We start from the raw sequence: 24,944 nt of genomic DNA on the forward strand, positions 1-24,944 counted from the left end.
CTCCCTACCTAAATGCTGATGCAAAAGGCTCTGATAAACCAGTTACATCCTCAACTATTGTAAGAGGAAATTTATACTTTTTTGCAAGTTCTACCAAAGATCTATTGTTATTATTATTTTGAGTTCCTATTACATAGTCAGAATATTTACACGTTAAATCCAAAAATTCATCTGTTTTTTTATTTTTATTATCTCTATCACCAATAAATATAGTTATTATAGTTATCTCTTTATATCTAAGCTTTTGAATCAAATCATCTATACGTTTTTTCTCTTCTTCATATGTTAAATCATGTAAATTTTCGCCAATAGCACTATATCCTACTACGAATACAACTGTATTAATTCCTTCAAGATCTACATCCTTCGCTTGAGGCATAAAAAAATTATGAATCATAAGCTTATTTGCAATATCTTTTACAATATAAGTATCCGTACTTTGCCCAGCAGAAGTTATCAAGACCTTGTCCTTTGCTATAGGTCTAGGAAGAGAAGGCAACTCATATCTGTCATCATTTACTTGGATTTTAGAAGTATTCGAAATTACAGCAAGAATTATTAATATAACTATGAACACTATAAATTTTAATATATTAGATTTCATGATTTCCTCCAAACGTTAGACATCTTCAAAAAAATAACTAGTCAGATATTAAATAAACATCTTCTAATGTTTCTTCTCCAGTAAGATGTGGAGTGTATCCTTTTACTTTTTTAGATGCACCCATTATTGGCATAGTATGAACAAGCGGTATAGCAGGAGTATCTTCATTAATAATTTCCTGTAATTTTCTATAAATATTCTTTCTAAACTCCCTATCCGTAGCTTGACGAGCTTGTTTTAATAGTTTATCAACCTCTTTATTTTTATAAAATGAATAATTGCTAGTAAGTTCAGTTTTTCTGTTATCCGATGAAAAGAATGTATATAAAAAATTGTCTGGATCAATATGGTCTCCCGTCCACCCTATAAGAGCTAAGTCATGCTTGCCTTCTTTGATTTTTTCAATATATTCATCCCATGAATAAGTAATAATTTCAACTCTAATATTTGCCTTCAAAAGACTCGCTTGTATGAACTTAGCTATTCGTATTGTATCAGGAAAGTATGCTCTAGGAGCCTCCATAACCCAAAGAGTTGTATCGAATCCATTTTCATACCCAGCTTCTTTAAGTAATTTTCTCGCCGTATCTATATTATAATCTAAAGACTTAATATCTTCATTATATGACCAAATTATAGGCGGAACAAATGAATTTGCAGGCCTTGCAAAATCATTAAATACATCTTTAACCATTTTATCTTTATCAATTAAGTGTCCTACTGCATCTCTTACATTTTTATTATCAAAAGGCTTTTTTTGATTGTTCATAGCCAAATACCCTATATTAAAAAAACTTTTTAAATATAAATCTAAATCTGGATTTTTATTTATTCTATCAACTTCGTTAGATGTTAAATTATCTGCAATATCGCTCTTGCCTTCTTCAAGAAGTTTCAATCTTTTTTCACTTGACTGAACGACACTAAAAACCACTTCATCTAACTTTGCAATATTTCCCCAGTAATTTTGGTTTTTCTTTAATACTATTTCATTTCCTTTATCCCAATACTCAAATTCAAATGGTCCCGTTCCAATAGGATGTTCCTTAAAGTTTTCATTATACTTCATTATAGAATCTGGACTTGCAATCCCAAATGCAGGCATAGTAAGAGTACTTAAAAAAGGAGAATACGGTTCATTTAAAACTATCTCAAGTGAATAATCAGAAAGAGCTGTTACACTCTTTATCAATCCAGGAAACTGACCAAAATTATAGCTCCAATAACTAAAAGAACCTATATGATATGGATTGTCCCCATTCTTCCATCTTTCAAAATTAAATACAGCAGCATGAGCATTAAAGTCTGTTCCATCGTGAAACTTAACATTTTTTCTTAACTTAAATACCCATCTAAGACCATCTTCACTGGTTTTCCAGCTTTCAGCAAGAGATGGAACTATCTCATCCCCATTTTTTTCGTATTTAACTAATGTATCATATATATTTACACAAACCTTAAAAGATTCCATATCCGTTGTTATCGCAGGGTCTAAACTAATAGAATCACTAGCTCTTGCTATAGTAAGCTTTTTGTTTTTTTGAGAATTTAAAATTTCTCCTGTTGATAGTTTTTTTGCAAAATTAATACTAATAATTAAAGCTACCATTACTACTATTCCAATAATTACAATATGTTTTTTTAATTTTATTATACTCGCCCCCTTGTCACTACCTTATATACATTAGTTTATCATATTTTTGTATTTATCCGAAGGCTAAGAGTTCTAATACTTGGCCCTCTTAAGGCTGGAGATAAGAACTCCATCTGAATTAAGTTTCACTTTATATTATGCAATCTTTTTAATAGCAATACTTAATAATTTTTTTAAAATTATAAATACAGTTTGATTAGGATATACTATATTTAGGTGTTCTATTTTATTTTGTAATTTATTAACATTATCAATGTAAAGGGAGTAGACTGATGAACAAAGAAGTTGTTTCTGATAAACAAGGTATTTCTCTTATAGTTTTATTTATTATAGGATCATCTTCTGTTTTTATAATGGGCTCAGAAGCTAAACAAGATTTGTGGTTAGCTATTATTTTAGCAATATTTATGGCGTTACCGATGGCACTTATATACTCACGACTTCATTCTATTTTCCCCGATAAAGATTTATACGATATTATTGAAATTTGCTTTGGCAAATTCATTGGAAAAATAATCATAATAATATTAACTTGTTTCTTATTTTACTGGTGTTCAGATGTTACTAATAATTATGGAAATTTTATATTTTCAGTTAGCCTTAAGGAAACACCTATGATTATACCAATGATGTTCTTATTAATCTTATGTGGTTGGGGAGCAAAACAAGGAATTGAAGTTCTAGGTAGATGGAGTGATTTTTTTCTTATAATCCCTGTTGTTGTTTTATTTATTTTAGCGATTTCAGCAATCTCAAGAATGAATATAAACAATATATTTCCTATATTCGGTAGTGGATTTAGCTCTATCTTTGAAGGAGCACTTAATTCACTTTCATTTCCTTTTAGCCAGATACTAGCTTTTTCTATTGTTTTTTCATGTTTTAATAAGGAAAAGCAATCCCCTTACAAAATATATGTTACAGGATTAATTGTAGGAGGGATAATATTATTCTTAGTATCTTTAATTAGTCTTTTAGTACTAGGAGTAGATTCATCAGGTAGAAGATATTATGCTGCCTATACAGCTGTATCTTTAATAAATATTGGAACTCTACTTAATAGCATAGAAGTAATTATATCTACGACATTTTTATTAGGTGGTTTTATTAAAATAGGAGTATTGCTCCTATGTGTTTGCAAAGGAATTATGAAAATATTTAATTTCTCAGATTATAGGTTTATTATAACACCGATTACCTTACTAGCAATAAATCTAAGTTTTTTTCAATATGAAAACGTTATGCATTATTACGAATTCCAAACAGATATATGGCTTTATTTCGTTTCACCATTTCAAGTGTTTTTACCTATAATAATCTGGCTTATTGCAGAAATAAAAAATAAAAATTCCAAACACGAATTTAAAAAGCGTTGAATTTTCAACGCCTTCTAACTTTGAACACGATGTAATTTTTATAAAACTTTCATCAACTCAAATATATTAGATATTTCATAGTCGGCACTACTAAGTTCATCCTTACTACCATAACCAAAATTACATGCAATAGTATTTATTTTATTTTTTATTCCAGCTTCAATATCCTGAATACGATCTCCTATAATAACCATTTCATCTGGATACTTATTTTTTATTATCTTGACTATTTCATATTTGGGAATGTAGTCATATTCCTCAGAGCATACCATTTCTTCAAAGTAATTATCTAAATCAAATAACCTTCTAGCCATATCTCTATAGTATATTCCACAATTACTTACAAATACTAGTTTATATTTTTTCTCTTTTAAATACTGCAGCACTTCTATTGCTCCATCGTATAATTCTGCTTGACCATCAGATAGCTGATCGAGCATTTCTTTACCTATAATTTTACTTGCTTTATTTCTTATATCCTCATCTAAGTCTGGCATAAATTCTTTCCACATATCTTTACTGCTGAATCCTAACCAATATGATATTTCATCATCAGACCACTTTCTATCTTTTGCAAATTCATTATCAACTAAATACTGATATGCTTTTCTAAATGCTGGAGCATATATTTTTATACTTTTGTGCAATGTTCCATCATAATCAAAAAAAATAGTTTTTATGTTTTCAAACATATTAATTCTTACCCTTCTAAATCTGTTAGTAAGTTTGCCATTTCAATTGCAGTTACAGCAGCTTCATATCCTTTATTTCCTGCCTTTGTTCCAGCTCTTTCAATTGCTTGCTCAATATTATCTGTAGTAAGAACACCAAACACTACTGGTATTTCTGTATCTAATGAAACACTTGCAATTCCTTTAGTTACTTCACTTGAAACATAATCAAAATGTGGAGTTGCACCTCTAATAACTGCTCCTAAACATATAACCCCATCATATTTTTTTGATTTAGCCATCTTTTTAGCAACAAGTGGTATCTCAAAAGCACCTGGAACCCATGCAATCTCAATATTTTCTTCATCAACCCCATGTCTTTTTAGCCCATCTAAAGCACCCGATAATAACTTACCTCCAATAAATTCATTGAACCTACCAACAATTATTCCAAACTTCTGCTCTTTTGCAACTAATTTTCCTTCATAAATTCTCATATTATTTTTCCTCCTCAAATTTTAGAATATGTCCCATTTTATTTTTTTTTGTCTTTAAATAAAATTCATTTTTTTCATTGTGATTCATCTGTATTGGAACTCTTTCTACTATTTCTATACCATACCCAGAAAGACTAGATATTTTCTTAGGGTTATTAGTCATAAGCTTTACTTCTTTGATACCTAAATCACATAATATCTGAGCACCTATTCCATAATCTCTAAGATCATCAGGAAATCCTAATGACAGATTAGCTTCTACAGTATCCATTCCTTCATCTTGTAAAGCATAAGCCTTTATTTTATTGATTAATCCAATACCACGCCCTTCTTGACGCATGTATAATAAAACTCCTCTTCCTTCTTTTTCAATTTTTTTCATAGCTTCTGCATATTGATCACCACAATCGCATCTTAAAGATCCAAAAGCATCTCCAGTAAGACATTCTGAATGAACTCTAACAAGTACTGGTTCTTTGTCATCAACATTACCTTTTACTAGTGCAATATGATGCTCTCCATTCAATTTGTTAATATATCCAACCATTTCAAAGTTTCCATACTTTGTAGGTAAGTTAGCTTTAGTAACTCTTTCTACTAAAAGTTCGTTTTTTCTTCTATATGCAATTAAATCTGCTATTGTTATTAACTTTAGATTATGTTTTTTTGTGTATTCAACTAATTCAGGAACTCTTGCCATTGTTCCATCTTCATTCATAATTTCACAAATTACTCCTGCTGGATATAGACCCGCAAGTTTAGCTATATCTACTGCCGCTTCAGTATGACCAGCTCTTTTAAGTACTCCACCTTTTTTAGCTACTAATGGAAAAATATGCCCTGGTCTTGTGAAATCTTTTGAACAAGCTTTATTATCTACCAGTTTTTGAATTGTCATTGCTCTTTCTTTAGCAGATATTCCTGTTGTTGTACTTGTTGCATCTACAGAAACTGTAAAAGCAGTTTCTTTTGGATCAGTATTATTAGATACCATAGAATGAATATTTAGTTCACTTAATCTTTCTTTAGACATAGGAGCACAAATAAGTCCTCTACCGAACTTTGCCATAAAGTTGATTGCTTCTGGTGTAGCTTTCTCAGCTGCCATTAAAAGATCTCCTTCATTCTCACGATCTTCATCATCAACTACAACTATCATCTTTCCATTTTTAATATCTTCTATCGCTTCTTCTATAGTGTTAAATTTCATTTATAACTCACCCCTATTTTTAAGTTTCACTTTACATGAATCCATTTCTTGTTAAGAAATTTAAATCTATATTGCTTTTCTTTTTTTCATCTTCTTTAAATTCTAATAGCCTTTCAATATACTTGCCCATCATGTCACACTCTAAGTTCACTTCATCTCCAACTTTTTTGCCAAGTAAAGTAGTCTCTTCTTTTGTTAGTGGTATTATTGAAACTTTAAAAACATCTAACCCAGCATAAGCTACCGTTAGGCTGGTACCATCAATTGCTATAGAACCTTTTTCTATTACATATTTCAATATATTTGGCGGAGCCTCAATAGAAACCCAAGTAGCATTATCTTCTTCTTCTATTTTCTTTATCTTACCTACATCATCTATATGTCCAGAAACAATATGTCCACCTAATCTATCATTAACCTTCAAAGCTCGTTCTAAATTCACTAAACTACCATGCTTTAAATCTTTTAAATTACTTCTTCTAATAGTTTCAGGCATAACATCAACCGTAAATGAATTTTTTGTAAACTCGACAACAGTCAGACAAACACCATTTGTACTAATACTATCCCCTAATTTAACATCATTCATTATTTTACTTGCACCTATTGTAATCTGGGCTGACTTTAATCCTTTTTTAATAGTATGTACAGTTCCTATTTCTTCTATTAATCCAGTAAACATACTTTATTCTTCCTTTCTTAAGTAGCCTTCAATCATAATATCTTGTTCAAACATTTTTACTTCAAAGCTTTCTAATTCTATAGCATTTTTAATATACTCTATTCCTACACCGCCCACTGGAGTTTTGGCATTCTCTCCACCTATAATCTTTGGTGCAATAAATGAGATTACCTTATCTACATATCCTTCATTTAAGATACTATAGTTTAAAGTAGAGCCACCTTCTATTAAAATACTATCAATCTTCATTTCTCCAAGTTTTTGAATCAGATACCCTAAATCTACTTGGTTGTTCTTTAGTGGAGTAATAATTATTTCTGCTTTTTTTTCTTTAATCAATTTAAGCTTATTTTTATCAGCCTTTTCAGTTGTCGCAATAATCGTTTTTGATTTTGAATTAATATTTAAAACTTTTGATTCTAAAGGTATTCTTCCTTTTGTATCTACTATAATTCTAACGGGATCAACACCTTCTTTATCTTCTAATCTAGTCGTTAATGAAGGATTATCTGCTAAGACAGTTCCTATACCCACCATTATTCCTGAAACTTGATGTCTTATTTCATGAACATATTCTCGTGATTTTTCATTAGTAATCCACTTTGAATCTCCTGTACTTGTTGCAATTTTACCATCTAATGTCATGGCAGTTTTTAAAATACAAAATGGCAATTTTTTCGATATATATTTAATAAATATTTCATTCATTTTTTTTACTTCTTCTTCTAAAACGCCTACAGTAACTTCTATTCGATTTTCTCTTAAAAGTTTTATACCTCTTCCTGCTACTATTGGATTAGGGTCCATCATTCCTATAATAACTTTCTTTATTTTCTTATCTATAAGTAGTTGTGCACATGGAGGTGTTTTTCCAAAGTGAGAACATGGCTCTAATGTTACGTACATTGTTGCTCCTGTAACATCCTCACAAGCATTATTAACAGCATTTACTTCTGCATGAGCTTTTCCATAGTGTTCATGATACCCTTGACCAATAATTCTACCTTCTTTTACAATAACAGCACCTACTAAAGGATTAGGACTAGTATATCCTTTTCCTTTAAGTGCTAATTCAATAGCTCTTTTCATATACTTACTGTCCACATAATCACCTCATCTTATCCTTAAAATTCTCACTATTCTAACTCATATTACTATAGTTATCTAAATACATAAAATTAATACTTTCCTTATATTAAAAAAGCTCTGAAGATATATATCTTCAGAGCTTACAATCTAATTAATAAAAATGTACTTATGCCGCCAACGAGTCTTTACAGACTTTAGCTGCTTAAAATAATTGCTATTTCAATTCTTTAGTTAATATTATAAACAAATTATAAATTCATTTGTTTATAATACCTAAATAATAGCATTATATTATTTTATTAATTTATCTTCTCCCATCCAGACTTTACTGTCGGTCTTGGAATCTCACCAAGTCAACCACATTGTGGTTCGTGGACTATACCACCGGTCGGGAATTTCACCCTGCCCTGAAGATTTATTTAGTTTTTTTAAATTTAACATACAAAATTATTTTTGTCAATAACAACCTATATGTTTATATTTTTTTATCCGTTTAATAAATTTTTAAATCATAAATGGTTATAATTTAAATATAGGAAACTTTTTTATAAATATATTAATTAAAATTTTCAATCTAAAACTTAGGAGGAAGGCTATGTTTACTGATATAAAAGAAATGAGAAATAAAAGAGAAGATGAAACATACGATTTAACACTTGAAATTTCAGAAAGAGAATTTTTCAAAGTATATAATAATGTAAGTGATGATATTGCAGATGATTTAATTCAACAGTACTTAGTTGATGTACAAGATGACGGTAGATTTGAAAATGTGAAAATCAAACACAATAAAGATAGACATACAATAAGAATAACTAGTGACCTTCATTATTATGGAAATGACCATACTGATTATAACATCGATAAAAGATAAAGTGAAACTTAATTCAGATGGAATTATTACTCCATCTGAATTTTTAGTTCTGTAATTTCCATTTTTGGTAAGCTGATCGAGAAACCATTAAGTTTCTATATATACCTTAAAATTATAAATCTTGAGAAATTTAACTTTTAGATAATATTCGCTTTCTGCTTACTAATAAGCTCTCTCTCCTACAAGCTCACTTCTTAAAATTTACATAAGTTCATCCCACAATAATTCTTACTTCTCTATCGTTTGAAAATAGTGGAAATACAGTTATTTTATCAAAATACCACAAGTATAAACCTATATAATTTCTTGTATGTAATATTATCTTAAATCTATTAGTTATCTACTAATAGCCTTTTCCTAATATTTCGCCATATACGATCTTTTGTTTTAATTTCCATAATTAGGTTCGGAATATTTTTACAACAATTCTAAGTTGTAAATAACAAAAAATGACTATATAATTAAAAATAATCACATTATGGAACTAATACTATTTTACCGTATACAAAAAAATAATTATTATTGGAGGTACTAATCATGATATTAAAATTTAAAGATTGGAAAATAAGGCAGAAATTATTTTCAGCATTTTTAGTAATGATAATCCTTTTCTTGTTTATAGGAACAACCTCATTTGTTTTTATAAAAGACATTAGTAATTCTAAAATTAATTTGCTTTTAGACAATGATAATCTATATACACTTGTCTTAGAACTAAGAAAAAATGAAAAAGACTTTTTATTAAGAGAACTAACTAATCCACAATTTTTTGAAACAGGAGAAAGTAAATACATCGATAAATTCAACTCGAATTTCAGTAATCTACAAGAACAAATACAAAAAATAAAAAAATATAAAGAAATATATTCAAATCAAGAATATTCTAATCAAATTCAAGAGATGGAAAAATTGGTAAATTCTTATCGCAACATGTTTTTACAAGCAGCATCTAAAAGTAATACTGTAGGCTTTGAAGAATATGGATTGATTGGAGAATTAGAGAATACAAAAAATAAAATAGCGAATTTACAATTAAATAATGAACTAAAGTTTTCAATGTTAAAAGTTTACATGGAAGAACAAGAATACTTCTCAACAAAAAACGAAAAATATTTTAATGAAATATTATCAACACTATCTAAAACAAAATCCTTATCTAATGATTCAAGTTTAACAGCACTTATAAACAATTATGAAGATACAATTAATCAAATACATTCTGTCAATAAAGAAATAGGATTAACTAGTAGTGATGGATTACGAGGTGAGTACAGAGATACAATTCACAAATTTGAGCCATTACTTGAAGAATTAAATATGAATATTAAGAAATCAACACAAAAAAGTGTAAAAAATATAGAAGCTATAATTATTATAAGTATTATTACTAGTATTGTAGTAGCTGTATTATTCGGTGTATATATTTCAATTTTAATAACAAAACCAATAATAAAAACTACTAATATGCTTAAGGATATATCTGAAGGTGAAGGAGATTTAACTCAAAGACTTGAAGTGACAACTAAAGATGAGATAGGCGAATTAGCTCAATACTTTAATTCATTTATTGATAAGATACAAGTTTTAATATCTCAAACAAAATCTAATGCTAATATATTAGGTGAATCATCTAATCAAGTATCACTGGCTATAGAAGAAGCAAATCAAGGTATAGAAAGTATTGCAATCGAAATGAATAATATTTCTTCTAGTATTCAAAATAATGCTAGTGTTGTAGAAGAAGCTGCAGCAAGTATCGAAGAACTGGCTACTAGTTCTCAAGTTATTTATGACGAAACTGAAATTGCATCTAAAAGTAGTAAAAACATTTTAGAATCTGCTCAACTTGGTTCAGAAAGTATAAAAGAAGTTGTTGAAAGTATTAACGAAGCAAAAAATTCTACAAATGAAGTTTATGCAATTATAAAAGATCTTAAAATTTCATCTGATCAAATAGATGAAATAGTTTCTATAATAACATCAATTTCAGAGCAAACGAATCTATTGGCTTTAAATGCAGCTATTGAAGCAGCAAGAGCCGGTGAACAAGGTAGAGGTTTTGCTATAGTAGCTGACGAAGTTCGAAAGCTAGCTGAAGAAAGTAAAACATCTGCTGAAAACATCAGCTTGTTAATACAAGAAGTTCAGAAAAAAACAAACAATGCTGATATTTCAATAAAAGAAGGTCAAGAATTTGTAACAATTAGCGTTCAAAAAGCAACTAATACAAATAGTTTATTTGAAAACATTTTAGATTCTATACAAAGTACAACTGATAAAATTCATATGATTTCTAATTTAGCAAAACAAGAATCTGAAATTTCTAATGATATGACAAAAGCTATTGACGAAATAGCGAAAACAACACAAGATAATGCACTTGCTTCTGAAGAAATAAATTCATTTATAGAAGAACAAGTAAGTACCTTTGAAGAAATAGGTGCAAGTATAGACGAATTAAATTCAATGTCTCAAGTTTTAAAAAAACAAACAGATAAGTTTAGAGTTGAAAAATAACAATATCACCCCCTATTTCTAGGGGGATATTATTTGCCAAATATATATCCTTTCAATTTTCTCTTTAAAATGGTATTATAATCTATATAATAATTTAAGACAGTTCGTAACCATCCTGTCTATAAACAAAACTAGGACAAATTACCATTAAAGGTAGTTTTTTTGTTTATGGGGCAGTTATGCCCTTTTTTTGTGTCCTTTTTTAAACATAAGGAGGATTAAGATAGTGAAAAAAATAGGTTTAACAACTACAGTTCCTGTAGAAGTACTTATAGCAGCAGGATATACACCAATAGATTTAAATAATCTCTTTATAACTTCTAAAGACTATTCACATTATATTGATATAGCAGAAAGAGATGGTTTTCCTAAAAGCATGTGTGCCTGGATAAAAGGAATTTATGGAGCTTGTATAGAGAATAATATAAAAGAAATAATTGGAGTTATGGAAGGTGACTGTTCTAATACAAAAGCTCTTATAGAGGTATTAGAACTCAGAGGTATTACAGTATACCCCTTTTCATTTCCTCACAGCCATAAAAAAGAAGATGTAAAAATAGAACTAGATAAGTTCATGGATATTTTCAATGTAAATCTGCAAGAAGTTGAAAAAGTAAGAACTAAATTAAATAAAGTTAGAAACTTAGCTAAGGAAATTGATGAGTTAACATATATAGATAGTAAAGCAAGTGGTTTCGAAAACCACTTATATCAAGTAAGTTTAAGTGATTTAAATGGAGATATTGATAATTTCGAATCTAAACTTAAAGATGTTATTTTTAAGATAAAAAAAAGACAACCTATAAATAAAAAACTTAGATTAGGATATCTTGGGGTTCCTCCTATGACTGGTGATATATACGAATTTGTTGAAAATTTTAATGCCTCCTTTGTATATAACGAGGTTCAAAGAGAATTTGCTTTTCCAAGAGCAGATAAAGCTACAAATATATATAATCAGTATTATGATTACACATATCCATATGATACTGAGTTTAGAATTATGGAGTTGAAAAATCAGATTAGCGAAAGAAAATTAGATGGAATAATCCATTATACTCAAGCTTTTTGTTATAGAGCAGTTGAAGATATTGTCTTAAAACAAAAGCTAGATATTCCTATCCTTAATATAGAAGGAGATAAGTTAAATACTCTAGATGCAAGAACAAAACTTAGAATTGAAGCTTTTCTTGATATGTTATTAGATTTAAAGGAGGAAAAGTAAATGAGAATTTTAGGCATAGATCTTGGAAGCCGAGAAGTTAAAATTGCTGTAATGGAAGACAATAAAATAATAAAAAAACAAAAAATTAGTACAATGTCGTTTTATAGAGACTACTGTAACTATGATGGTAAAGTTACAGTAGATTTAAATAAATTAAATATAGATGATATTGATATAGCTGTATCTACAGGATATGGCAGAAACAATACTGACTTAAATAAATTCACACCTATAAATGAGATAAAAGCTCATGTTTATGGTGGATTCTATCAAACAGACTTAAAGGATTTTATACTTCTAGATATAGGTGGACAAGATGTTAAAGTTGTTAAAGTTGAAAAAGGAATTACAACAGATTTAGAACTCAATGAAAAATGTGCTGCTTCATGTGGTAGATATTTAGAAAATATGGCAAATGTACTTGAAATATCTATTGATGATATGAGTAAAGAATATGAGAATCCAGTAGAGCTTAATGCAACATGTGCAGTATTCTCTGAATCTGAATTAATAGGAAAAATAGCTGAAGGTGTTAACATAGAAAGTTTATGTGCAGGAGTTAATCATTCATTATATAAAAGATTAAATCCCCTTTTAACAAAGTTTAAAGGAAGAAAATTAGTTTTAACTGGTGGAGTTGCTAATAACATTGCCATAAAGGAATATTTAAAGAAAGATTATGACGAAATCATATCAGTTAAAGAACCTCAATTCAATGGAGCAATCGGATGCTGCTATTATGGTAGCAAGTTCGTAAAGTAAATTTAGGAGGACGACATTAATGTATATTTTAAAAGCAGAACACAGTTTCGATAGTGCTCATTTTCTTGCAAATTACGAAGGAAAATGTAGTAATATTCACGGTCATAGATGGAGAGTAGAAATAGAAGTACAATCAGAATCATTAGTTAATGGTGGACAGTTAGATGGTATGGTAATAGATTTTGGAGATTTAAAAAAAGATGTTAAAGAAATAGTTGATTACTATGATCATGCCTTAATCATACAAGAAAACACTATGAGAAAAGAAACCTTAAAATGTCTATCACAAGATGGATTCAGGATATTAGAAGTTAAATTTAGACCAACAGCAGAAAACTTCTCATTCTTTTTCTTTAACTACATGGAAGACAAAGGATACAATGTAAAAAGGGCTACTGTTTATGAAACTCCTACTAATAGTGCCACTTATGAAAAATGTGAGGTGAAATAGTATGGATTTTAAAGTAGTTGAAAAGTTCGTAAGTGTTAATGGAGAAGGTCGTTTATCTGGTCAATTAGCTCTATTCATAAGATTTGCAGGGTGTAATTTAGACTGCAGTTATTGTGATACAAAATGGGCTAACGAAGAAAGTGTTGACTACGAATTAATGAATGAACAAGAAATATACGAATATATAAAATCAACTAAAGTTAAAAACGTTACATTAACAGGTGGTGAACCTCTACTTCAAAATAACCTTATAGAATTATTAAATCTATTATCAAAAGATGATGATCTTATAGTTGAAATAGAAACAAATGGTAGTGTATCTTTAAAAGAATTTACAAATATAAAAAATCCACCTAGATTTACAATGGATTATAAACTACCTTCAAGTAATATGGAAAATAAAATGTTAGTTGATAATTTTAAATACTTAACTAAGAATGATACAGTTAAATTTGTTTCAGGTAGTACTGAGGATTTAGAAAAAGCCAAATATATAATAGATAAATATGATTTAGTGAATAAAACTAATGTATATATAAGTCCAGTATTTGATAAGATTCATATGGCTGATATTGTTGAATTTATGCAAAAACACAATATGAATAAAGTTACTTTACAGGTACAGCTTCACAAAATAATATGGGATCCTAATGAAAGAGGTGTATAAATCTAATGGATATCAATTTAAAAGAAATTGAAAAGCATATACGAGGAATTTTAATAGCTTTAGGCGAAAATCCAGATAGAGAAGGTCTAAAAGATACTCCTAAACGAGTTGCCCAGATGTATGAAGAAGTATTTAAAGGACAAGCTTATACCAATCAAGAAATTGCAGAAATGTTTGGTAAAACATTTGAAGATGATTTGAGTATACACGAGGATAATAAAGATATTGTTTTTATGAAGAATATTGAAATTTTTAGTCACTGCGAACACCATCTAGCTTTAATGTACAATATGAAAGTGGCAGTTGCATATATTCCAAAAGATAAAGTAATTGGCCTTAGTAAAATTGCTAGAATTGCTGATCTTGTTGGGCGTAGATTACAACTACAAGAAAGAATAGGAACAGATATAGCTGAAATTATACAGATGATAACTGATTCTGATGATGTAGCAGTTATTATTGAAGGCGAACATGGATGTATGTCAACTAGAGGAATAAAGAAAACTAATGCACAAACAATCACAACTACATTAAGAGGACGATTTAAAACTGACCCAACTTTACAAAACAACCTGATGATAATATATAAATAGCGAAAGGTAAGGTATATTATATGAATATAGAAGTAAATAAAGAAAAAGCTGTAGTAGTATTTAGTGGAGGTCAAGACAGTACTACTTGTTTATTCTGGGCAAAGAAAAGATTTAAAGAAGTTATTGCAGTATCATTTGATTATGGTCAAAAGCATAAATTAGAGTTAGAATGTGCCAAGGATATCTGTAAAAAATATAATGTAGAACATCATTGTCTAGATTTAAATTTATTAAATCAATTAGCACCAAATTCTTTAACAAGAACAGATATAGAGGTAGATAAAGATTCTCCTACACAAGGTACTCCAAATTCATTTGTAGATGGAAGAAACTTATTATTTTTATCTTTCGTTGCAATATTTGCAAAACAAAAAGGTGCAAATCATATTATAACTGGTGTATCTCAAAGTGACTTTAGTGGATATCCAGATTGTAGAGATATATTCATAAAATCTTTAAATGTTACATTGAATCTATCTATGGATTTTCAATTTGTAATTCATACTCCATTAATGTGGATTGATAAAGCTGAAACTTGGAAAATGGCAGACGATTTAGGTGTACTTGATATAGTTAAAAACGAAACTTTAACTTGCTATAATGGAATTAAAGGAAATGGATGCAGAGATTGCCCTGCATGTAAGTTAAGAAAAAATGGATATTTAGAGTTTAAAAAATTCGCTTCACGCTAACTCATGGCTCATGTAACCAACGAGAAAAAAGTTCACAGATATCTCTGCGAACTTTTTTATTTACATATATAGTTTTGTTCCAATTCTTCTATCATATTCTGACCAATTACTAGGTTCTGTAATATCTCTCACCTGCTGTATTTTATTTAACATTGCATCAACATAATCTGCATAATGTACTATAAATGCTTCCTCTGTTTTTGGTACTTTAGGAGATCCATATTCAAGTTTACCATGATGCTGAATTATACAGCTTTTAATTCTCATTTTAAAATCTTCACTATAAATATCTCCTCCACAGCGAAAAGCATCTTCTAACATAGTAACTCCCATAACTATATGACCTTCCATATCTCCACGCATTGTTACAGAAAAAGGACCATCGATTTTATATTCTTCAATTTTTCCAATATCATGTAGCTTAGCTCCGAGAATTGCTATTTCTTTATATCTACAATTATATCTATGTGTCATTATCTTTGCCAAATACATGGAATTCAAGGTATGCTCTGCAAGACCTCCTAAATAATTATGATGCTGACTTAGACCTCCAATACCTTTCTTGAATTTTTCTAGGAAGATATTATCATTGAAAAAATATTCATCTAAGGCTCTGCACTCTTCACTCTTAAATTCCTCTTCAGATATCCTATGTATTTCATCCATAATATCTGTAATAGGTCTTTCAACACTAGGAAGAAAATCTTCTATATTAAATATCTTTTCCTTATTAAATTCCTTTACATTAAGAGTACCATCTTTGATCGCTTTAACTAAAATTACATCTCCTACTTCTAAAACATCCTTACTATCTGGAATATAAGCCTTTACATCCCCTGTTTTATCTCCAATAAAAGCAACAAGGCTACCATCTTTTCTGGCAAGCTTCTTTATTATCATAAAACTTGACTTAAAACTTTCATTATCTTTTATATCTTTAACAAAAATACTTTTCATAATTTCTTCCTTTCTGTGACAAATTCTAAAATCCCCTTTATACTTTTATTTTTTCACTATATATTTTTTTTATCCTTATAAAGTGAATATTACTCCATAAGTACTGTTTCTCCTTCTTCATAATATTCTGTTTCCTCTAGGTTTTTAAATTCACAAGTGAACAACGTCCTATATGTGTAGTATGAGAAAACATAACTTATTTAAATAAAATTTCTATATTTTATAATTAAATATCAAGAAAAAGAAATAATAAACTACAAATAATAAAAATAGAAAGGTATTTTATGATAAAAAATAATAACATTTCAAGATTTTTAACCATTTCTTTTTCAATAATTATGATTTTAACATTAATTGGATTTTCAATTAGAAATGAATATGATTGTATATTTAATTTAATAGTAATATATGTTAGTTATATATTTTTTATTTATTTCGAAAACAAAAAAAAAGTAGTAATAAAAATTCATATAAAAATATTAGTAATTATAACAGCTATACTACATAGCTTATTTGGTCAATACTTCAACCTTTATCAGACTACTAATTGGTTTGACAAAGGCTTACATATATTTGGAACTTTCTCACTTACGTTGTTCTGTTATTCGATGTTAGATTTAAGTATTGAGTTTTTTTCTAAATCTAAAATCTTTAATTTTATTCTTTTAGTATGCATAGGAACTAGCATTGGAGTTCTTTTAGAAAATTTAGAATTTATCTTAGATATTGTATTTAAAACTAAAAATCAACATAGTCTAGTAGATACTAATTTAGATTTAATATTTAATATATTCGGAGCCACGTTAGCAGGTATTTGGGGAACTATTAAATTATAATTTAATAGGTAGTACAAAAAAATATATTCTTAATCCCTATAACCTAAACTTAGAAATACTACTTTGCATTTCTTCTGCTAATTTAGCCAATGTTTCACTAGCATTCGTAATTTGCTCCATAGAAGCAGTCTGCTCTTCAACTGATGCAGAAACTTCCTCTGTTACTGCTGCATTTTCATCAGAGATAGCCGAAAGACTCTCTATAATTTCAATAATCTGATCTTTTTTAGTTTCCATTTCATGACCTGATTCATTGATAATGTCTATTGCTTTCTTCATTTTTTCAATAGCAATTGCAATTCCTTCAAATTTTTGATTAGTCATCTCTACACTGTGTGTTTATGATTCTACAATTTTGCCTACTTCCTGCATCGCATTCACTGCATATCCTGTTTTGCTGATTCTCCTGCTCTTGCTGCCTCTATAGCTGCATTAAGTGCTAATAAATTAGTTTGGTCAGCTATGCTTTTAATCATCTGACTTGCTTTTTCAATTTTTTCTGCACTATCATTGTAATTTTGTTTCAAAATTTGTCTAATCGGTGCTTTTTTACCATATATTGTTTTTCAATATAAAATAAAATGCGTTGGTTGAGAAAATTTATATCTTCTCAACCAACGCATTAAATATATATCCCCACTGTTTTTCAAATACTATTTTTACTTTATATTAATATACTCATACACTGCCTCTCTAATTTTCTTACTATAATATTCTGGAGTTCCATAATCCTTATTGTTGTTTTTATTTCCTTTTTGTGCTCTTGTCAAAATATCAGTAGCAGCTGCTTTAACATCTGTTATTCTGTATTTAAATACATTTGCATATTCAAAATTTGGATCAAGCTTTTCTTTCTTGATTCTATCTGAGTCCTTTGAATATTCCAGAAATTTATTAGTGTCTTCAACTAGCAAATTATATTTTTCTTTAAACTTATCAATATCCAAATCTGATACGTTTTCATAAGTAATACCTTGATTATTTAGTTCAGCTTCCAAATCTTTAGATCTTAATATAACGCTTAAAGCATAGTATTTTATCATATAATCATTTTTTTTAAAGTTTTCTAAATCTTTCTTACTTTTTTTCAAAAAAGCACCTTCAAAATCAGAAGAGAATTTTTCTGCCAAAGGTTTAAACTCATTATATTTTAAGTATATTTTTTTATGTAATGATTTACCTTTAACAAAATCATCATCCATATAGGACTTTAATTTATAATATGAATCAGCTTGATCTATCAAATCTATCAGTTCTTTTAACTTTGGATCCAATTCTTTTACACATTTATCAATTTTATCAAGAGAAGGATTCTTTGAAGCATATTTTAAGTTTTCCTCTAGCTCTTTCTTATTTAGTTGTAAAGAAATTCCATTTTGGAGATTAGAATTTTTATCAACTTTAATTTCCTCAGTATCTCCAAACTTATCAAAATAATAGTCCAAAGATTTTTCTAAATTTCCTGTAATAAAATTATTTAGAGAAATATAAGCAACATATTTTTGGTTTTCTAAAGACCCCGAATCATTTGATATCAAGTTCTTTTTTTCAGATATTTCTTCATTGATATTGTTATATACATCTTCAATAGATCCACACGAAGTCAATAAACTACAAACAATTATGAATATCATTATAATGAAAAAATTTCTTTTTATCACAAAGTTACCCTCCTAGTATAGAGATTATATTAATTCATATTGTTATAAGAATCAATTACAGCAGAAAGTTTTGTGTTAAAAGTGTGTAAAGGAGCATTTATTCCTCCAGTTGTTACTTTTCCTTTTGTATCACTATTTATACTTGTATCTTTTGTCTTTAAAATTTCCATAATGTCTGTAGCTGTAACCTTCATTCTTTCAATATCACCCTCGAATTTTCCTATAAATACATTAGCTTCTAAACCTTCTTTTTTTATTCTTTCTTTATCCTTTGAATATTCTATAAACTTATTAATATCTTCTGTTAACAAATCGTATTTTTCTTTATATTCATTAACATCAAAATCTAGAATATTGGTATCATTAACTTCCGCTTCATAAAATGCTGTTTGTATATCTTGTGCTCTCATTACAATACTCATAGCATGATATCTTATCATATAATCACTTTTCTTTAAATTCTCTAAATCTTCCTTATTTTTTTGTTCTGTTATAACGCTAAGCTCAGAGAAAAATGTTTCAGCTAAAGCAACATATTCATTATACTGAGTATATAGTTGTTTATGTAGTTCTTTTCCCTTAGCAAAATCATCATCTACAAAAGATTTTGTACTATAATAATTTTGTATTTCATTTAAAGTATTCATTAATTCTTTAAGTTTTGGACACAATGCCTTTACAGAATTATCCGTAGCACCAAAAGAAGGTTTCTTTGAAGCATATTCAATACATGTTTCTACGTCATCTTTATGTCCTTGTAGAATAGGCATTGTCTGAAAACTATCAAAATTTTTGTCAATTTGGATTTTCTCTTCAATTCCAAACTCTTTAAAATAAATAGTTAGACCTTGATCTAACCACCCAGTCATGTAATTACTTAAAGTTATATAAGAATTGTATTTTTCAGTATCAATTTTTGAACTAGATCCTTGTAAAGTCTCAGAAACACTACAAGCACTTAAAAGAGTACACATAATCACACAAATTAAAATATATGATACATTTTTTTTAATCATAATATTTCCTCCTTTTATCTGTCAAACTAATTAAATTTTAATTTTTTAGACTTTTATTACATTTAAATATTTAATTTTTCTTCTTTCTTAGCTTTTCTAATAAACCAAGTAGCTCTAATAGCCTTAACACTCATAAGTACCATAATTACTGTCAAATATATGTTTTGTCCACCTTCTGATAATCCTATTCTATTCATTACTGTAGATACTAATGAAGCTAAGCTAATCAAAAACATTATAATAGCAAACGTAATATTTTTGAATTTTTTTAACAGGGAAGCTATTACTATAATTATAATAACATCTAAAATAGCGTAATAATTCCCAAGAAATATAACTAATATAACTAACTGTAATATTGCTAATGCTATAAAAGAACTTGAAACCGTATTTATTATTTTTGTAGCATCATCAATGTTTTCTATTTTTTTAGACATAAGTACACCTTCCTCTTTACATTTTATTACATATTATTCTATAATACCCTTCATCTCAATGGGACTTATTTACTGTTTTTTGAAATATCTCAATATTGTTCTATCTCATAATTTTAATTTTTTATGTTAGGTGTATAATTAAACTATAAATTGAAATTTATGAACAACAGATACATATATTGTTAATACAGGGAGATGAGGGAATGATTTTAATAATTAGTGCTGTTCTTACCTTAATTATTACAGCATTAGCAGGGTATTTAGGAAAAATTAAGGTTAAGAATTCAAAAGACTTTATTTCAGCAGGAAACAAATTAGGTATAGTCGGAGTTACAAGTATGCTTATGGGCTCTATAATCGGAGGCGCCTCTACTGTTGGTACTGCACAGATGGCATATAGACGTGGTTTTGTTGCTATCTGGTTTATTGTAGGTCTTTCAGTTGCAAGTATATTATTAGGGTTAATTTACTCAAAGCAGGTAGATAAGAAGGCTAATGAAACAATACCTCAGATTATTGGAGATACTTATGGTAAAAATACAAGAACTGTCTCAAGCATTTTATTATCATTAGGTATGTTTATACACATAAATGGTCAAATAATAGCCTGTATGGCATTGTTTAGTACAATTTTTGGAATTAATACTCTAAAAACTGCATTTATAGTAGTTGCTCTTCTTGTTATATATGTAGTATTTGGAGGATTCTGGGGAGGTACTATGGTAGGTGCTGTTAAAACCGTACTTTTATATGGAACAAGCATAATTTGTGGAGCTATTGTTATATTTAAATTCAATGGTATTAGTGAGATAAGGTCATTTTTTCCAAATGAGCCATGGTTTAATTTATTCAGTGATGGTATATTTTCTGATTTAGGATCAGTAATTTCAACAATTGTAGGAGTGCTATCAACACAAACATATTTTCAATCAATCATGGCTGGTAAAAATAGTACAGTTTCTAAATATAGTGCTTACTTAGTAGCTTTTTTAGTACTTCCAATAGGTATTATTTGTACAATTATAGGTATGTATATGAAAATTCATTATCCTAATATTGCTCCAAGTGAAGCATTCCCTTTATTTTTAATGAATTACTTAAATCCTATACTAGGTGGTGTTTCTATAGCCACAGTGCTTATTTCATCAATAGCTACAGGTGCTGGACTTACATTAGGTATAGCAACTATGTTTACTCGTGATATTTATATAGAACTAATCAATAAAAATGCGAGTGACAAAAAACAAATTTTTGTTTTAAGAGTATTAATAGTATTAATAGGATTGTTAACTTTTTTTATAGTGATAAATAATGACGATTCAATGATACTTGACTGGGGATTTATTTCTATGGTGTTTAGAGCAGCACCAATATTCGTTCCTGTTACTGCAGCAATGTTTTTTAAAGATAATATAAATCCTAAAGGTGGCTTTTATTCAGTAATAGCAGGGCCAGTCGCTGCTATAGTGTGGATTTTGTTAGGATTTGAAAAATTTAGTTCAATTTATATATCGTTAGCTACAAGTTTAATAGTACTTTTTTTATCTCTAAAAAAATCAAAAGAAACTCTCTCAAATTCTTGATTTGATGGAGTTTCTTTTTTTAAAACATACACCGTATTTTTTCTATTAGTAAGGTTTTATTTCTGAATTATTTAGCTCAGCATCTATATTATACTTTTCTTTTATATTTTTCTTTATTAATTTAGTTGCTTCTTCTTTAGTTAATTCTTTTTTTAATTTAACTGTACTTTTAGCATTCTTAAATATATCTTGTTTTTTAAAATCACTTATATCTTTAGTTTTTTCATTATTATATTTACCACTTATCATTTTTGAAGTTTTGGCATCCAATGCATATGCATTATTTTTTGATTTATAATTATATACAAGCTTTGTTTCATTAAATTTTTCATTTTCTCCATAAGGTATATAATTTAAATATGTATCCATTATTATTTCTAACATATCTTAAATAATATGTCATAGGTTTATTTTCTTCATCATAATGTATTTCATCTACTAACTTTATTTTTTAAATAGAAATACAATTTCCTATTCCTTATAAAAAATATTTGCAAATCTTTTTGATTTTAGATCTATTATAAATATAGTTTTTTATGATAATCTTAATTAATTCTTAAAATTAACTTAAAATTTTTTCTTTATCATTTATAATACAATTAATATGTTTCAAGACTATATAATACTTGTAATAAAATTGTAAATTATAGAACTGATACAGAATAAGTTATTATTAGGATAAGTAGCAAGTACAATAACAAAAAATATATAAGAGGTGATTTTATGACTCAAAAGAAGCTTTATAAATCAATAAAAGACAGAAAAATATCAGGTATATGTGGTGGAATAGCTGAATATTTTGATATAGACTCTACAATGGTTAGATTGATATGGGTACTATTTATACTTGCAGGTGGTAGTGGTATTTTGGGATACATTGTATGTGGACTAATAATACCTAATGATCCAAATTATTGATTTAGAAAATTTCATTTATATCATCCTTTCTCTTTGAAATAATTCTTAATCATCTTTTAATATGATTATATAATACTATTGTTTTCAAAATTTAAGGTAACATTTTGGTAACAATAAAAGGAGCTAATATTTTCACATTAGCTCCTTTTACTGTAATCATAGCATCTTATGTTTGAATAGACGTTATATTCGATTTTTTATAGCTAATCCATCTAAGAAGTTTATAGCGAAAATATCACTACACTTTTTATAATGCTTATGTCCTTCTTTTCTAAATAAAGGACTTAATTCTCCTTTTGTTACAATAACGCCTGCTTCTTCAAATATATCAATCATATCCTCAGCTGTTAGTGATAATGCAATTTTTAACTTTTTAAGCATAACATTATTAACACTTTTACTACTCATTATAGATAGTGGTGGATTTTTAGGTTTTCCCGGTATTGGATCTGGTTCTCCTCTTTTAAATATGATCAACCCATTTAAAAATGACTCTAATGAATAATTATTGCATTCTAAATTAGCTTTCTTTTCTTCTATATCCTGATTATTATCAACTTCGTTATGCTCACTGTCTTTTTCTTCTATGAGCATCATGTTCACTTCTTCACTTGTTAGTTCAATGCCACCAAGCTTAAATATCTCTACCATATCTGTATTTTTTATATCTAAAGCATCTCTTAATCTAATTAATATTTCATTATTATTCAATATATTAGCCTCCTAAAGCTTTTTAACTTACACTATCATTATAACATAATATTTTTTTATTTATCCGAAACTAAGAGTTCTAATACTCTCTCCTCTTTAAAACTAAAGATAAAATCATATCTTTCCTCTGATTTTTTAACTACTCTTATCCTATTTTCAAAGTCCTTACATTTATCAATTTTTTTATTCTAATGTATTTTGACTATAAAATCCCAAGCTTCATTTGATTCACTTCAAAATCCAAACAACAAATTTATATTGAATCGTTTTTAATTTTTATTGACAAACGATAAATTTATATGTATTATAATATTTATAATAACAGATGTGGTTAAATACATTAGTAATGTGAAATTAATTAACTAGGAGGAATTTTAATGAAAAAAAATCTTTTAATTTTAATACCATTTATTTTAGGATTAGGTTGCTTCATCATCTATAACATCATCGGGTATGAAGTTGCTCCAGACGGTACTCTTGTGGAATCATTTTTTTTAATACCAATAGGTCACTTATTCATACTTATTGGCATTATCTCAAGTATAGTATCATTCTTTCACAACTCTAAAAAATCTAATAAGTCTAAATAAATTTAAAAGTTTAAGCCAAGATAATAATATGTAAAAATACAATACAACTTGTTTATTAATGATTTAATAAATAAGAAAAAGCAAAGACTTTATAATAAAGTTTTTGCTTTTTTGTATAATTTTTATCTATTAATATAACACTAAAACCTCAGTTACTGCATCTTCTATATTGTTTTTATGCTATAGAAGTTAAATCTAGTTCAATACTATTATCTTCTCTAAAAATCAAAAATGCTATTAATTCTTCAATATACTCTGTTTTATGACGTTTCATAATTTTATTATCCTGTGTTATATACATACCTTCTTGCAAAAACTTGAATCGTTCATTTTCATCAGAATAAATAATCATATTTTCAAAATTAAATAATTTTATTATTTCTTTAATTTTTAAATTGTATTTTTTAATATACTGATTAGTCTGTTCATTTTTTTCTATATTATCTAAATTAATATTCACTATAAGTCCCCCTTTTGAACAATTAAATATAAGAAATCTATTATAGAAATATTATTGACATTATTTAGATTGTAATATACTTAAATTTTTATTAAAACTTATCCTAAATTAACCTATTGTGCTAGTTAAATTTTAAAATAATAAAACTCCAACAAATGTGAAAACCTAAAGTTAATCCAAAACTTTTATAAAGGAGGTTTTCATATGTTGG

28 protein-coding genes, 1 pseudogene and 1 riboswitch are annotated in these 24,944 nt (G+C 27.8%); of the genes and pseudogenes, 13 read left to right on the top strand and 16 right to left on the bottom strand.

The features are described from left to right. Window positions 1-4: 4 nt before the first annotated feature. Together WJW32_RS10910 and WJW32_RS10915 are read right to left on the bottom strand one after the other, a co-directional pair. Window positions 5-604 (bottom strand): DUF6305 family protein, encoded by a 600-nt coding sequence (locus WJW32_RS10910; protein WP_340258209.1) that lies wholly within the window; start codon window positions 602-604, stop codon window positions 5-7. A gap of 37 nt (window positions 605-641) precedes the next feature. Beyond that, a complete protein-coding gene (locus tag WJW32_RS10915) occupies window positions 642-2,213 on the bottom strand; it encodes an ABC transporter substrate-binding protein (protein ID WP_340258211.1) in 1,572 nt (523 codons plus the stop codon). Between the two features lie 317 nt (window positions 2,214-2,530). Between WJW32_RS10915 and WJW32_RS10920 the strand changes: the two genes are divergently transcribed. Next, window positions 2,531-3,634 (top strand): GerAB/ArcD/ProY family transporter, encoded by a 1,104-nt coding sequence (locus WJW32_RS10920; protein ID WP_340258213.1) that lies wholly within the window; start codon window positions 2,531-2,533, stop codon window positions 3,632-3,634. 38 nt (window positions 3,635-3,672) lie between these two features. On the opposite strand, the gene WJW32_RS10925 is transcribed toward WJW32_RS10920, so the two are convergent. From WJW32_RS10925 to ribD, 5 genes are read right to left on the bottom strand one after another with little or no spacing between them, the layout of a single operon-like run. Beyond that, window positions 3,673-4,326 carry an HAD family hydrolase gene (locus tag WJW32_RS10925; protein ID WP_340258215.1) on the bottom strand — a complete coding sequence of 218 codons (654 nt, stop codon included), beginning with the start codon at window positions 4,324-4,326 and terminating at the stop codon, window positions 3,673-3,675. 8 nt (window positions 4,327-4,334) lie between these two features. Further along, entirely contained in the window at window positions 4,335-4,802 is a 468-nt protein-coding gene (ribH, locus tag WJW32_RS10930; RefSeq protein WP_340258217.1) for a 6,7-dimethyl-8-ribityllumazine synthase, read from the bottom strand. 1 nt (window position 4,803) lies between these two features. After that, the gene (locus WJW32_RS10935; RefSeq protein ID WP_340258219.1) at window positions 4,804-6,012 is read right to left on the bottom strand and encodes a bifunctional 3,4-dihydroxy-2-butanone-4-phosphate synthase/GTP cyclohydrolase II; all 1,209 of its coding nucleotides are present in this window, start codon (window positions 6,010-6,012) and stop codon (window positions 4,804-4,806) included. Between the two features lie 31 nt (window positions 6,013-6,043). Beyond that, the gene (locus WJW32_RS10940; RefSeq protein ID WP_340258221.1) at window positions 6,044-6,694 is read right to left on the bottom strand and encodes a riboflavin synthase; all 651 of its coding nucleotides are present in this window, start codon (window positions 6,692-6,694) and stop codon (window positions 6,044-6,046) included. A 3-nt stretch (window positions 6,695-6,697) separates the two neighbouring features. Beyond that, complete coding sequence (gene ribD, locus WJW32_RS10945) at window positions 6,698-7,798, bottom strand: bifunctional diaminohydroxyphosphoribosylaminopyrimidine deaminase/5-amino-6-(5-phosphoribosylamino)uracil reductase RibD (protein WP_340258223.1); 1,101 nt, start codon at window positions 7,796-7,798, stop codon at window positions 6,698-6,700. Between the two features lie 287 nt (window positions 7,799-8,085). Further along, a riboswitch (FMN riboswitch) is annotated at window positions 8,086-8,202 on the bottom strand. A 176-nt stretch (window positions 8,203-8,378) separates the two neighbouring features. Here ribD and WJW32_RS10950 point away from each other — a divergent pair. The 8 genes from WJW32_RS10950 (at window position 8,379) to queC (ending at window position 15,564) form a co-directional block, all read left to right on the top strand. After that, window positions 8,379-8,657 (top strand): hypothetical protein, encoded by a 279-nt coding sequence (locus WJW32_RS10950; RefSeq protein ID WP_340258225.1) that lies wholly within the window; start codon window positions 8,379-8,381, stop codon window positions 8,655-8,657. A gap of 537 nt (window positions 8,658-9,194) precedes the next feature. After that, on the top strand, window positions 9,195-11,174 hold the full coding sequence (locus tag WJW32_RS10955; RefSeq protein ID WP_340258227.1) for a methyl-accepting chemotaxis protein: 1,980 nt from the start codon (window positions 9,195-9,197) through the stop codon (window positions 11,172-11,174). A gap of 226 nt (window positions 11,175-11,400) precedes the next feature. Then, window positions 11,401-12,399: a 2-hydroxyacyl-CoA dehydratase family protein gene (locus WJW32_RS10960; RefSeq protein WP_340258229.1), complete on the top strand. Its 999-nt coding sequence runs from the start codon at window positions 11,401-11,403 to the stop codon at window positions 12,397-12,399. After that, window positions 12,400-13,161 carry an acyl-CoA dehydratase activase gene (locus WJW32_RS10965; RefSeq protein WP_340258231.1) on the top strand — a complete coding sequence of 254 codons (762 nt, stop codon included), beginning with the start codon at window positions 12,400-12,402 and terminating at the stop codon, window positions 13,159-13,161. Window positions 13,162-13,180: 19 nt separating this feature from the next. Beyond that, window positions 13,181-13,612 (top strand): 6-carboxytetrahydropterin synthase QueD, encoded by a 432-nt coding sequence (queD, locus tag WJW32_RS10970; RefSeq protein WP_340258233.1) that lies wholly within the window; start codon window positions 13,181-13,183, stop codon window positions 13,610-13,612. Between the two features lies 1 nt (window position 13,613). Beyond that, a complete protein-coding gene (queE, locus tag WJW32_RS10975; RefSeq protein WP_340258235.1) occupies window positions 13,614-14,279 on the top strand; it encodes a putative 7-carboxy-7-deazaguanine synthase QueE in 666 nt (221 codons plus the stop codon). Between the two features lie 5 nt (window positions 14,280-14,284). Then, window positions 14,285-14,872 (top strand): GTP cyclohydrolase I FolE, encoded by a 588-nt coding sequence (gene folE / locus WJW32_RS10980; RefSeq protein ID WP_340258237.1) that lies wholly within the window; start codon window positions 14,285-14,287, stop codon window positions 14,870-14,872. Between the two features lie 20 nt (window positions 14,873-14,892). Further along, entirely contained in the window at window positions 14,893-15,564 is a 672-nt protein-coding gene (gene queC / locus WJW32_RS10985; protein ID WP_340258239.1) for a 7-cyano-7-deazaguanine synthase QueC, read from the top strand. 60 nt (window positions 15,565-15,624) lie between these two features. Here the strand turns inward: queC and WJW32_RS10990 are convergent, their stop codons facing one another. Next, window positions 15,625-16,521 (bottom strand): HD domain-containing protein, encoded by an 897-nt coding sequence (locus tag WJW32_RS10990; protein WP_340258241.1) that lies wholly within the window; start codon window positions 16,519-16,521, stop codon window positions 15,625-15,627. 284 nt (window positions 16,522-16,805) lie between these two features. On the opposite strand from WJW32_RS10990, the gene WJW32_RS10995 reads away from it, so the two are divergent. Continuing rightward, complete coding sequence (locus WJW32_RS10995) at window positions 16,806-17,357, top strand: hypothetical protein (protein ID WP_340258243.1); 552 nt, start codon at window positions 16,806-16,808, stop codon at window positions 17,355-17,357. A gap of 36 nt (window positions 17,358-17,393) precedes the next feature. On the opposite strand, the gene WJW32_RS11000 is transcribed toward WJW32_RS10995, so the two are convergent. The 5 genes and pseudogenes from WJW32_RS11000 to WJW32_RS11020 form a co-directional block, all read right to left on the bottom strand. Further along, window positions 17,394-17,681, bottom strand: a complete 288-nt coding sequence (locus WJW32_RS11000) for a hypothetical protein (protein ID WP_340258245.1) — start codon at window positions 17,679-17,681, stop codon at window positions 17,394-17,396. Between the two features lie 68 nt (window positions 17,682-17,749). Next, window positions 17,750-17,869 (bottom strand): annotated as a pseudogene (locus WJW32_RS11005) (methyl-accepting chemotaxis protein); the annotation flags it as partial. Window positions 17,870-18,016: 147 nt separating this feature from the next. Further along, entirely contained in the window at window positions 18,017-19,018 is a 1,002-nt protein-coding gene (locus WJW32_RS11010) for a YiiG family protein (RefSeq protein ID WP_340258249.1), read from the bottom strand. A gap of 29 nt (window positions 19,019-19,047) precedes the next feature. Further along, window positions 19,048-20,034 (bottom strand): YiiG family protein, encoded by a 987-nt coding sequence (locus WJW32_RS11015; protein WP_340258251.1) that lies wholly within the window; start codon window positions 20,032-20,034, stop codon window positions 19,048-19,050. 62 nt (window positions 20,035-20,096) lie between these two features. Next, a complete protein-coding gene (locus tag WJW32_RS11020; protein WP_340258253.1) occupies window positions 20,097-20,471 on the bottom strand; it encodes a hypothetical protein in 375 nt (124 codons plus the stop codon). Window positions 20,472-20,674: 203 nt separating this feature from the next. On the opposite strand from WJW32_RS11020, the gene WJW32_RS11025 reads away from it, so the two are divergent. Then, window positions 20,675-22,054 carry a sodium:solute symporter family protein gene (locus tag WJW32_RS11025; RefSeq protein ID WP_340258255.1) on the top strand — a complete coding sequence of 460 codons (1,380 nt, stop codon included), beginning with the start codon at window positions 20,675-20,677 and terminating at the stop codon, window positions 22,052-22,054. Between the two features lie 45 nt (window positions 22,055-22,099). On the opposite strand, the gene WJW32_RS11030 is transcribed toward WJW32_RS11025, so the two are convergent. Continuing rightward, entirely contained in the window at window positions 22,100-22,423 is a 324-nt protein-coding gene (locus WJW32_RS11030; protein WP_340258257.1) for a hypothetical protein, read from the bottom strand. A gap of 354 nt (window positions 22,424-22,777) precedes the next feature. Between WJW32_RS11030 and WJW32_RS11035 the strand changes: the two genes are divergently transcribed. Further along, the gene (locus WJW32_RS11035) at window positions 22,778-22,972 is read left to right on the top strand and encodes a PspC domain-containing protein (RefSeq protein WP_340258259.1); all 195 of its coding nucleotides are present in this window, start codon (window positions 22,778-22,780) and stop codon (window positions 22,970-22,972) included. 183 nt (window positions 22,973-23,155) lie between these two features. On the opposite strand, the gene WJW32_RS11040 is transcribed toward WJW32_RS11035, so the two are convergent. After that, the gene (locus WJW32_RS11040) at window positions 23,156-23,683 is read right to left on the bottom strand and encodes a YehS family protein (protein WP_340258261.1); all 528 of its coding nucleotides are present in this window, start codon (window positions 23,681-23,683) and stop codon (window positions 23,156-23,158) included. Between the two features lie 377 nt (window positions 23,684-24,060). Here WJW32_RS11040 and WJW32_RS11045 point away from each other — a divergent pair, with 377 nt between their 5' ends. Then, window positions 24,061-24,273: a DUF3955 domain-containing protein gene (locus tag WJW32_RS11045; protein WP_340258263.1), complete on the top strand. Its 213-nt coding sequence runs from the start codon at window positions 24,061-24,063 to the stop codon at window positions 24,271-24,273. A 175-nt stretch (window positions 24,274-24,448) separates the two neighbouring features. Here WJW32_RS11045 and WJW32_RS11050 read toward each other — a convergent pair whose 3' ends face one another. Beyond that, entirely contained in the window at window positions 24,449-24,733 is a 285-nt protein-coding gene (locus WJW32_RS11050; RefSeq protein WP_340258265.1) for a hypothetical protein, read from the bottom strand. Between the last annotated feature and the right edge of the window lie 211 nt (window positions 24,734-24,944).

Origin of the sequence: Tepidibacter sp. Z1-5 (assembly GCF_037844525.1) — a bacterium.
GTDB lineage: Bacteria > Bacillota > Clostridia > Peptostreptococcales > Peptostreptococcaceae > Tepidibacter_A.

Coding starts and splice junctions, on each gene's coding strand:
- WJW32_RS10910 (WP_340258209.1), bottom strand. CDS start 604: ATGAAATCTAATATATTAAAATTTATAGTGTTCATAGTTATATTAATA.
- WJW32_RS10915 (WP_340258211.1), bottom strand. CDS start 2,213: ATGGTAGCTTTAATTATTAGTATTAATTTTGCAAAAAAACTATCAACA.
- WJW32_RS10920 (WP_340258213.1), top strand. CDS start 2,531: ATGAACAAAGAAGTTGTTTCTGATAAACAAGGTATTTCTCTTATAGTT.
- WJW32_RS10925 (WP_340258215.1), bottom strand. CDS start 4,326: ATGTTTGAAAACATAAAAACTATTTTTTTTGATTATGATGGAACATTG.
- ribH (WP_340258217.1), bottom strand. CDS start 4,802: ATGAGAATTTATGAAGGAAAATTAGTTGCAAAAGAGCAGAAGTTTGGA.
- WJW32_RS10935 (WP_340258219.1), bottom strand. CDS start 6,012: ATGAAATTTAACACTATAGAAGAAGCGATAGAAGATATTAAAAATGGA.
- WJW32_RS10940 (WP_340258221.1), bottom strand. CDS start 6,694: ATGTTTACTGGATTAATAGAAGAAATAGGAACTGTACATACTATTAAA.
- WJW32_RS10950 (WP_340258225.1), top strand. CDS start 8,379: ATGTTTACTGATATAAAAGAAATGAGAAATAAAAGAGAAGATGAAACA.
- WJW32_RS10955 (WP_340258227.1), top strand. CDS start 9,195: ATGATATTAAAATTTAAAGATTGGAAAATAAGGCAGAAATTATTTTCA.
- WJW32_RS10965 (WP_340258231.1), top strand. CDS start 12,400: ATGAGAATTTTAGGCATAGATCTTGGAAGCCGAGAAGTTAAAATTGCT.
- queD (WP_340258233.1), top strand. CDS start 13,181: ATGTATATTTTAAAAGCAGAACACAGTTTCGATAGTGCTCATTTTCTT.
- queE (WP_340258235.1), top strand. CDS start 13,614: ATGGATTTTAAAGTAGTTGAAAAGTTCGTAAGTGTTAATGGAGAAGGT.
- folE (WP_340258237.1), top strand. CDS start 14,285: ATGGATATCAATTTAAAAGAAATTGAAAAGCATATACGAGGAATTTTA.
- queC (WP_340258239.1), top strand. CDS start 14,893: ATGAATATAGAAGTAAATAAAGAAAAAGCTGTAGTAGTATTTAGTGGA.
- WJW32_RS10990 (WP_340258241.1), bottom strand. CDS start 16,521: ATGAAAAGTATTTTTGTTAAAGATATAAAAGATAATGAAAGTTTTAAG.
- WJW32_RS10995 (WP_340258243.1), top strand. CDS start 16,806: ATGATAAAAAATAATAACATTTCAAGATTTTTAACCATTTCTTTTTCA.
- WJW32_RS11000 (WP_340258245.1), bottom strand. CDS start 17,681: ATGACTAATCAAAAATTTGAAGGAATTGCAATTGCTATTGAAAAAATG.
- WJW32_RS11015 (WP_340258251.1), bottom strand. CDS start 20,034: ATGATTAAAAAAAATGTATCATATATTTTAATTTGTGTGATTATGTGT.
- WJW32_RS11020 (WP_340258253.1), bottom strand. CDS start 20,471: ATGTCTAAAAAAATAGAAAACATTGATGATGCTACAAAAATAATAAAT.
- WJW32_RS11025 (WP_340258255.1), top strand. CDS start 20,675: ATGATTTTAATAATTAGTGCTGTTCTTACCTTAATTATTACAGCATTA.
- WJW32_RS11030 (WP_340258257.1), bottom strand. CDS start 22,423: ATGGATACATATTTAAATTATATACCTTATGGAGAAAATGAAAAATTT.
- WJW32_RS11035 (WP_340258259.1), top strand. CDS start 22,778: ATGACTCAAAAGAAGCTTTATAAATCAATAAAAGACAGAAAAATATCA.
- WJW32_RS11045 (WP_340258263.1), top strand. CDS start 24,061: ATGAAAAAAAATCTTTTAATTTTAATACCATTTATTTTAGGATTAGGT.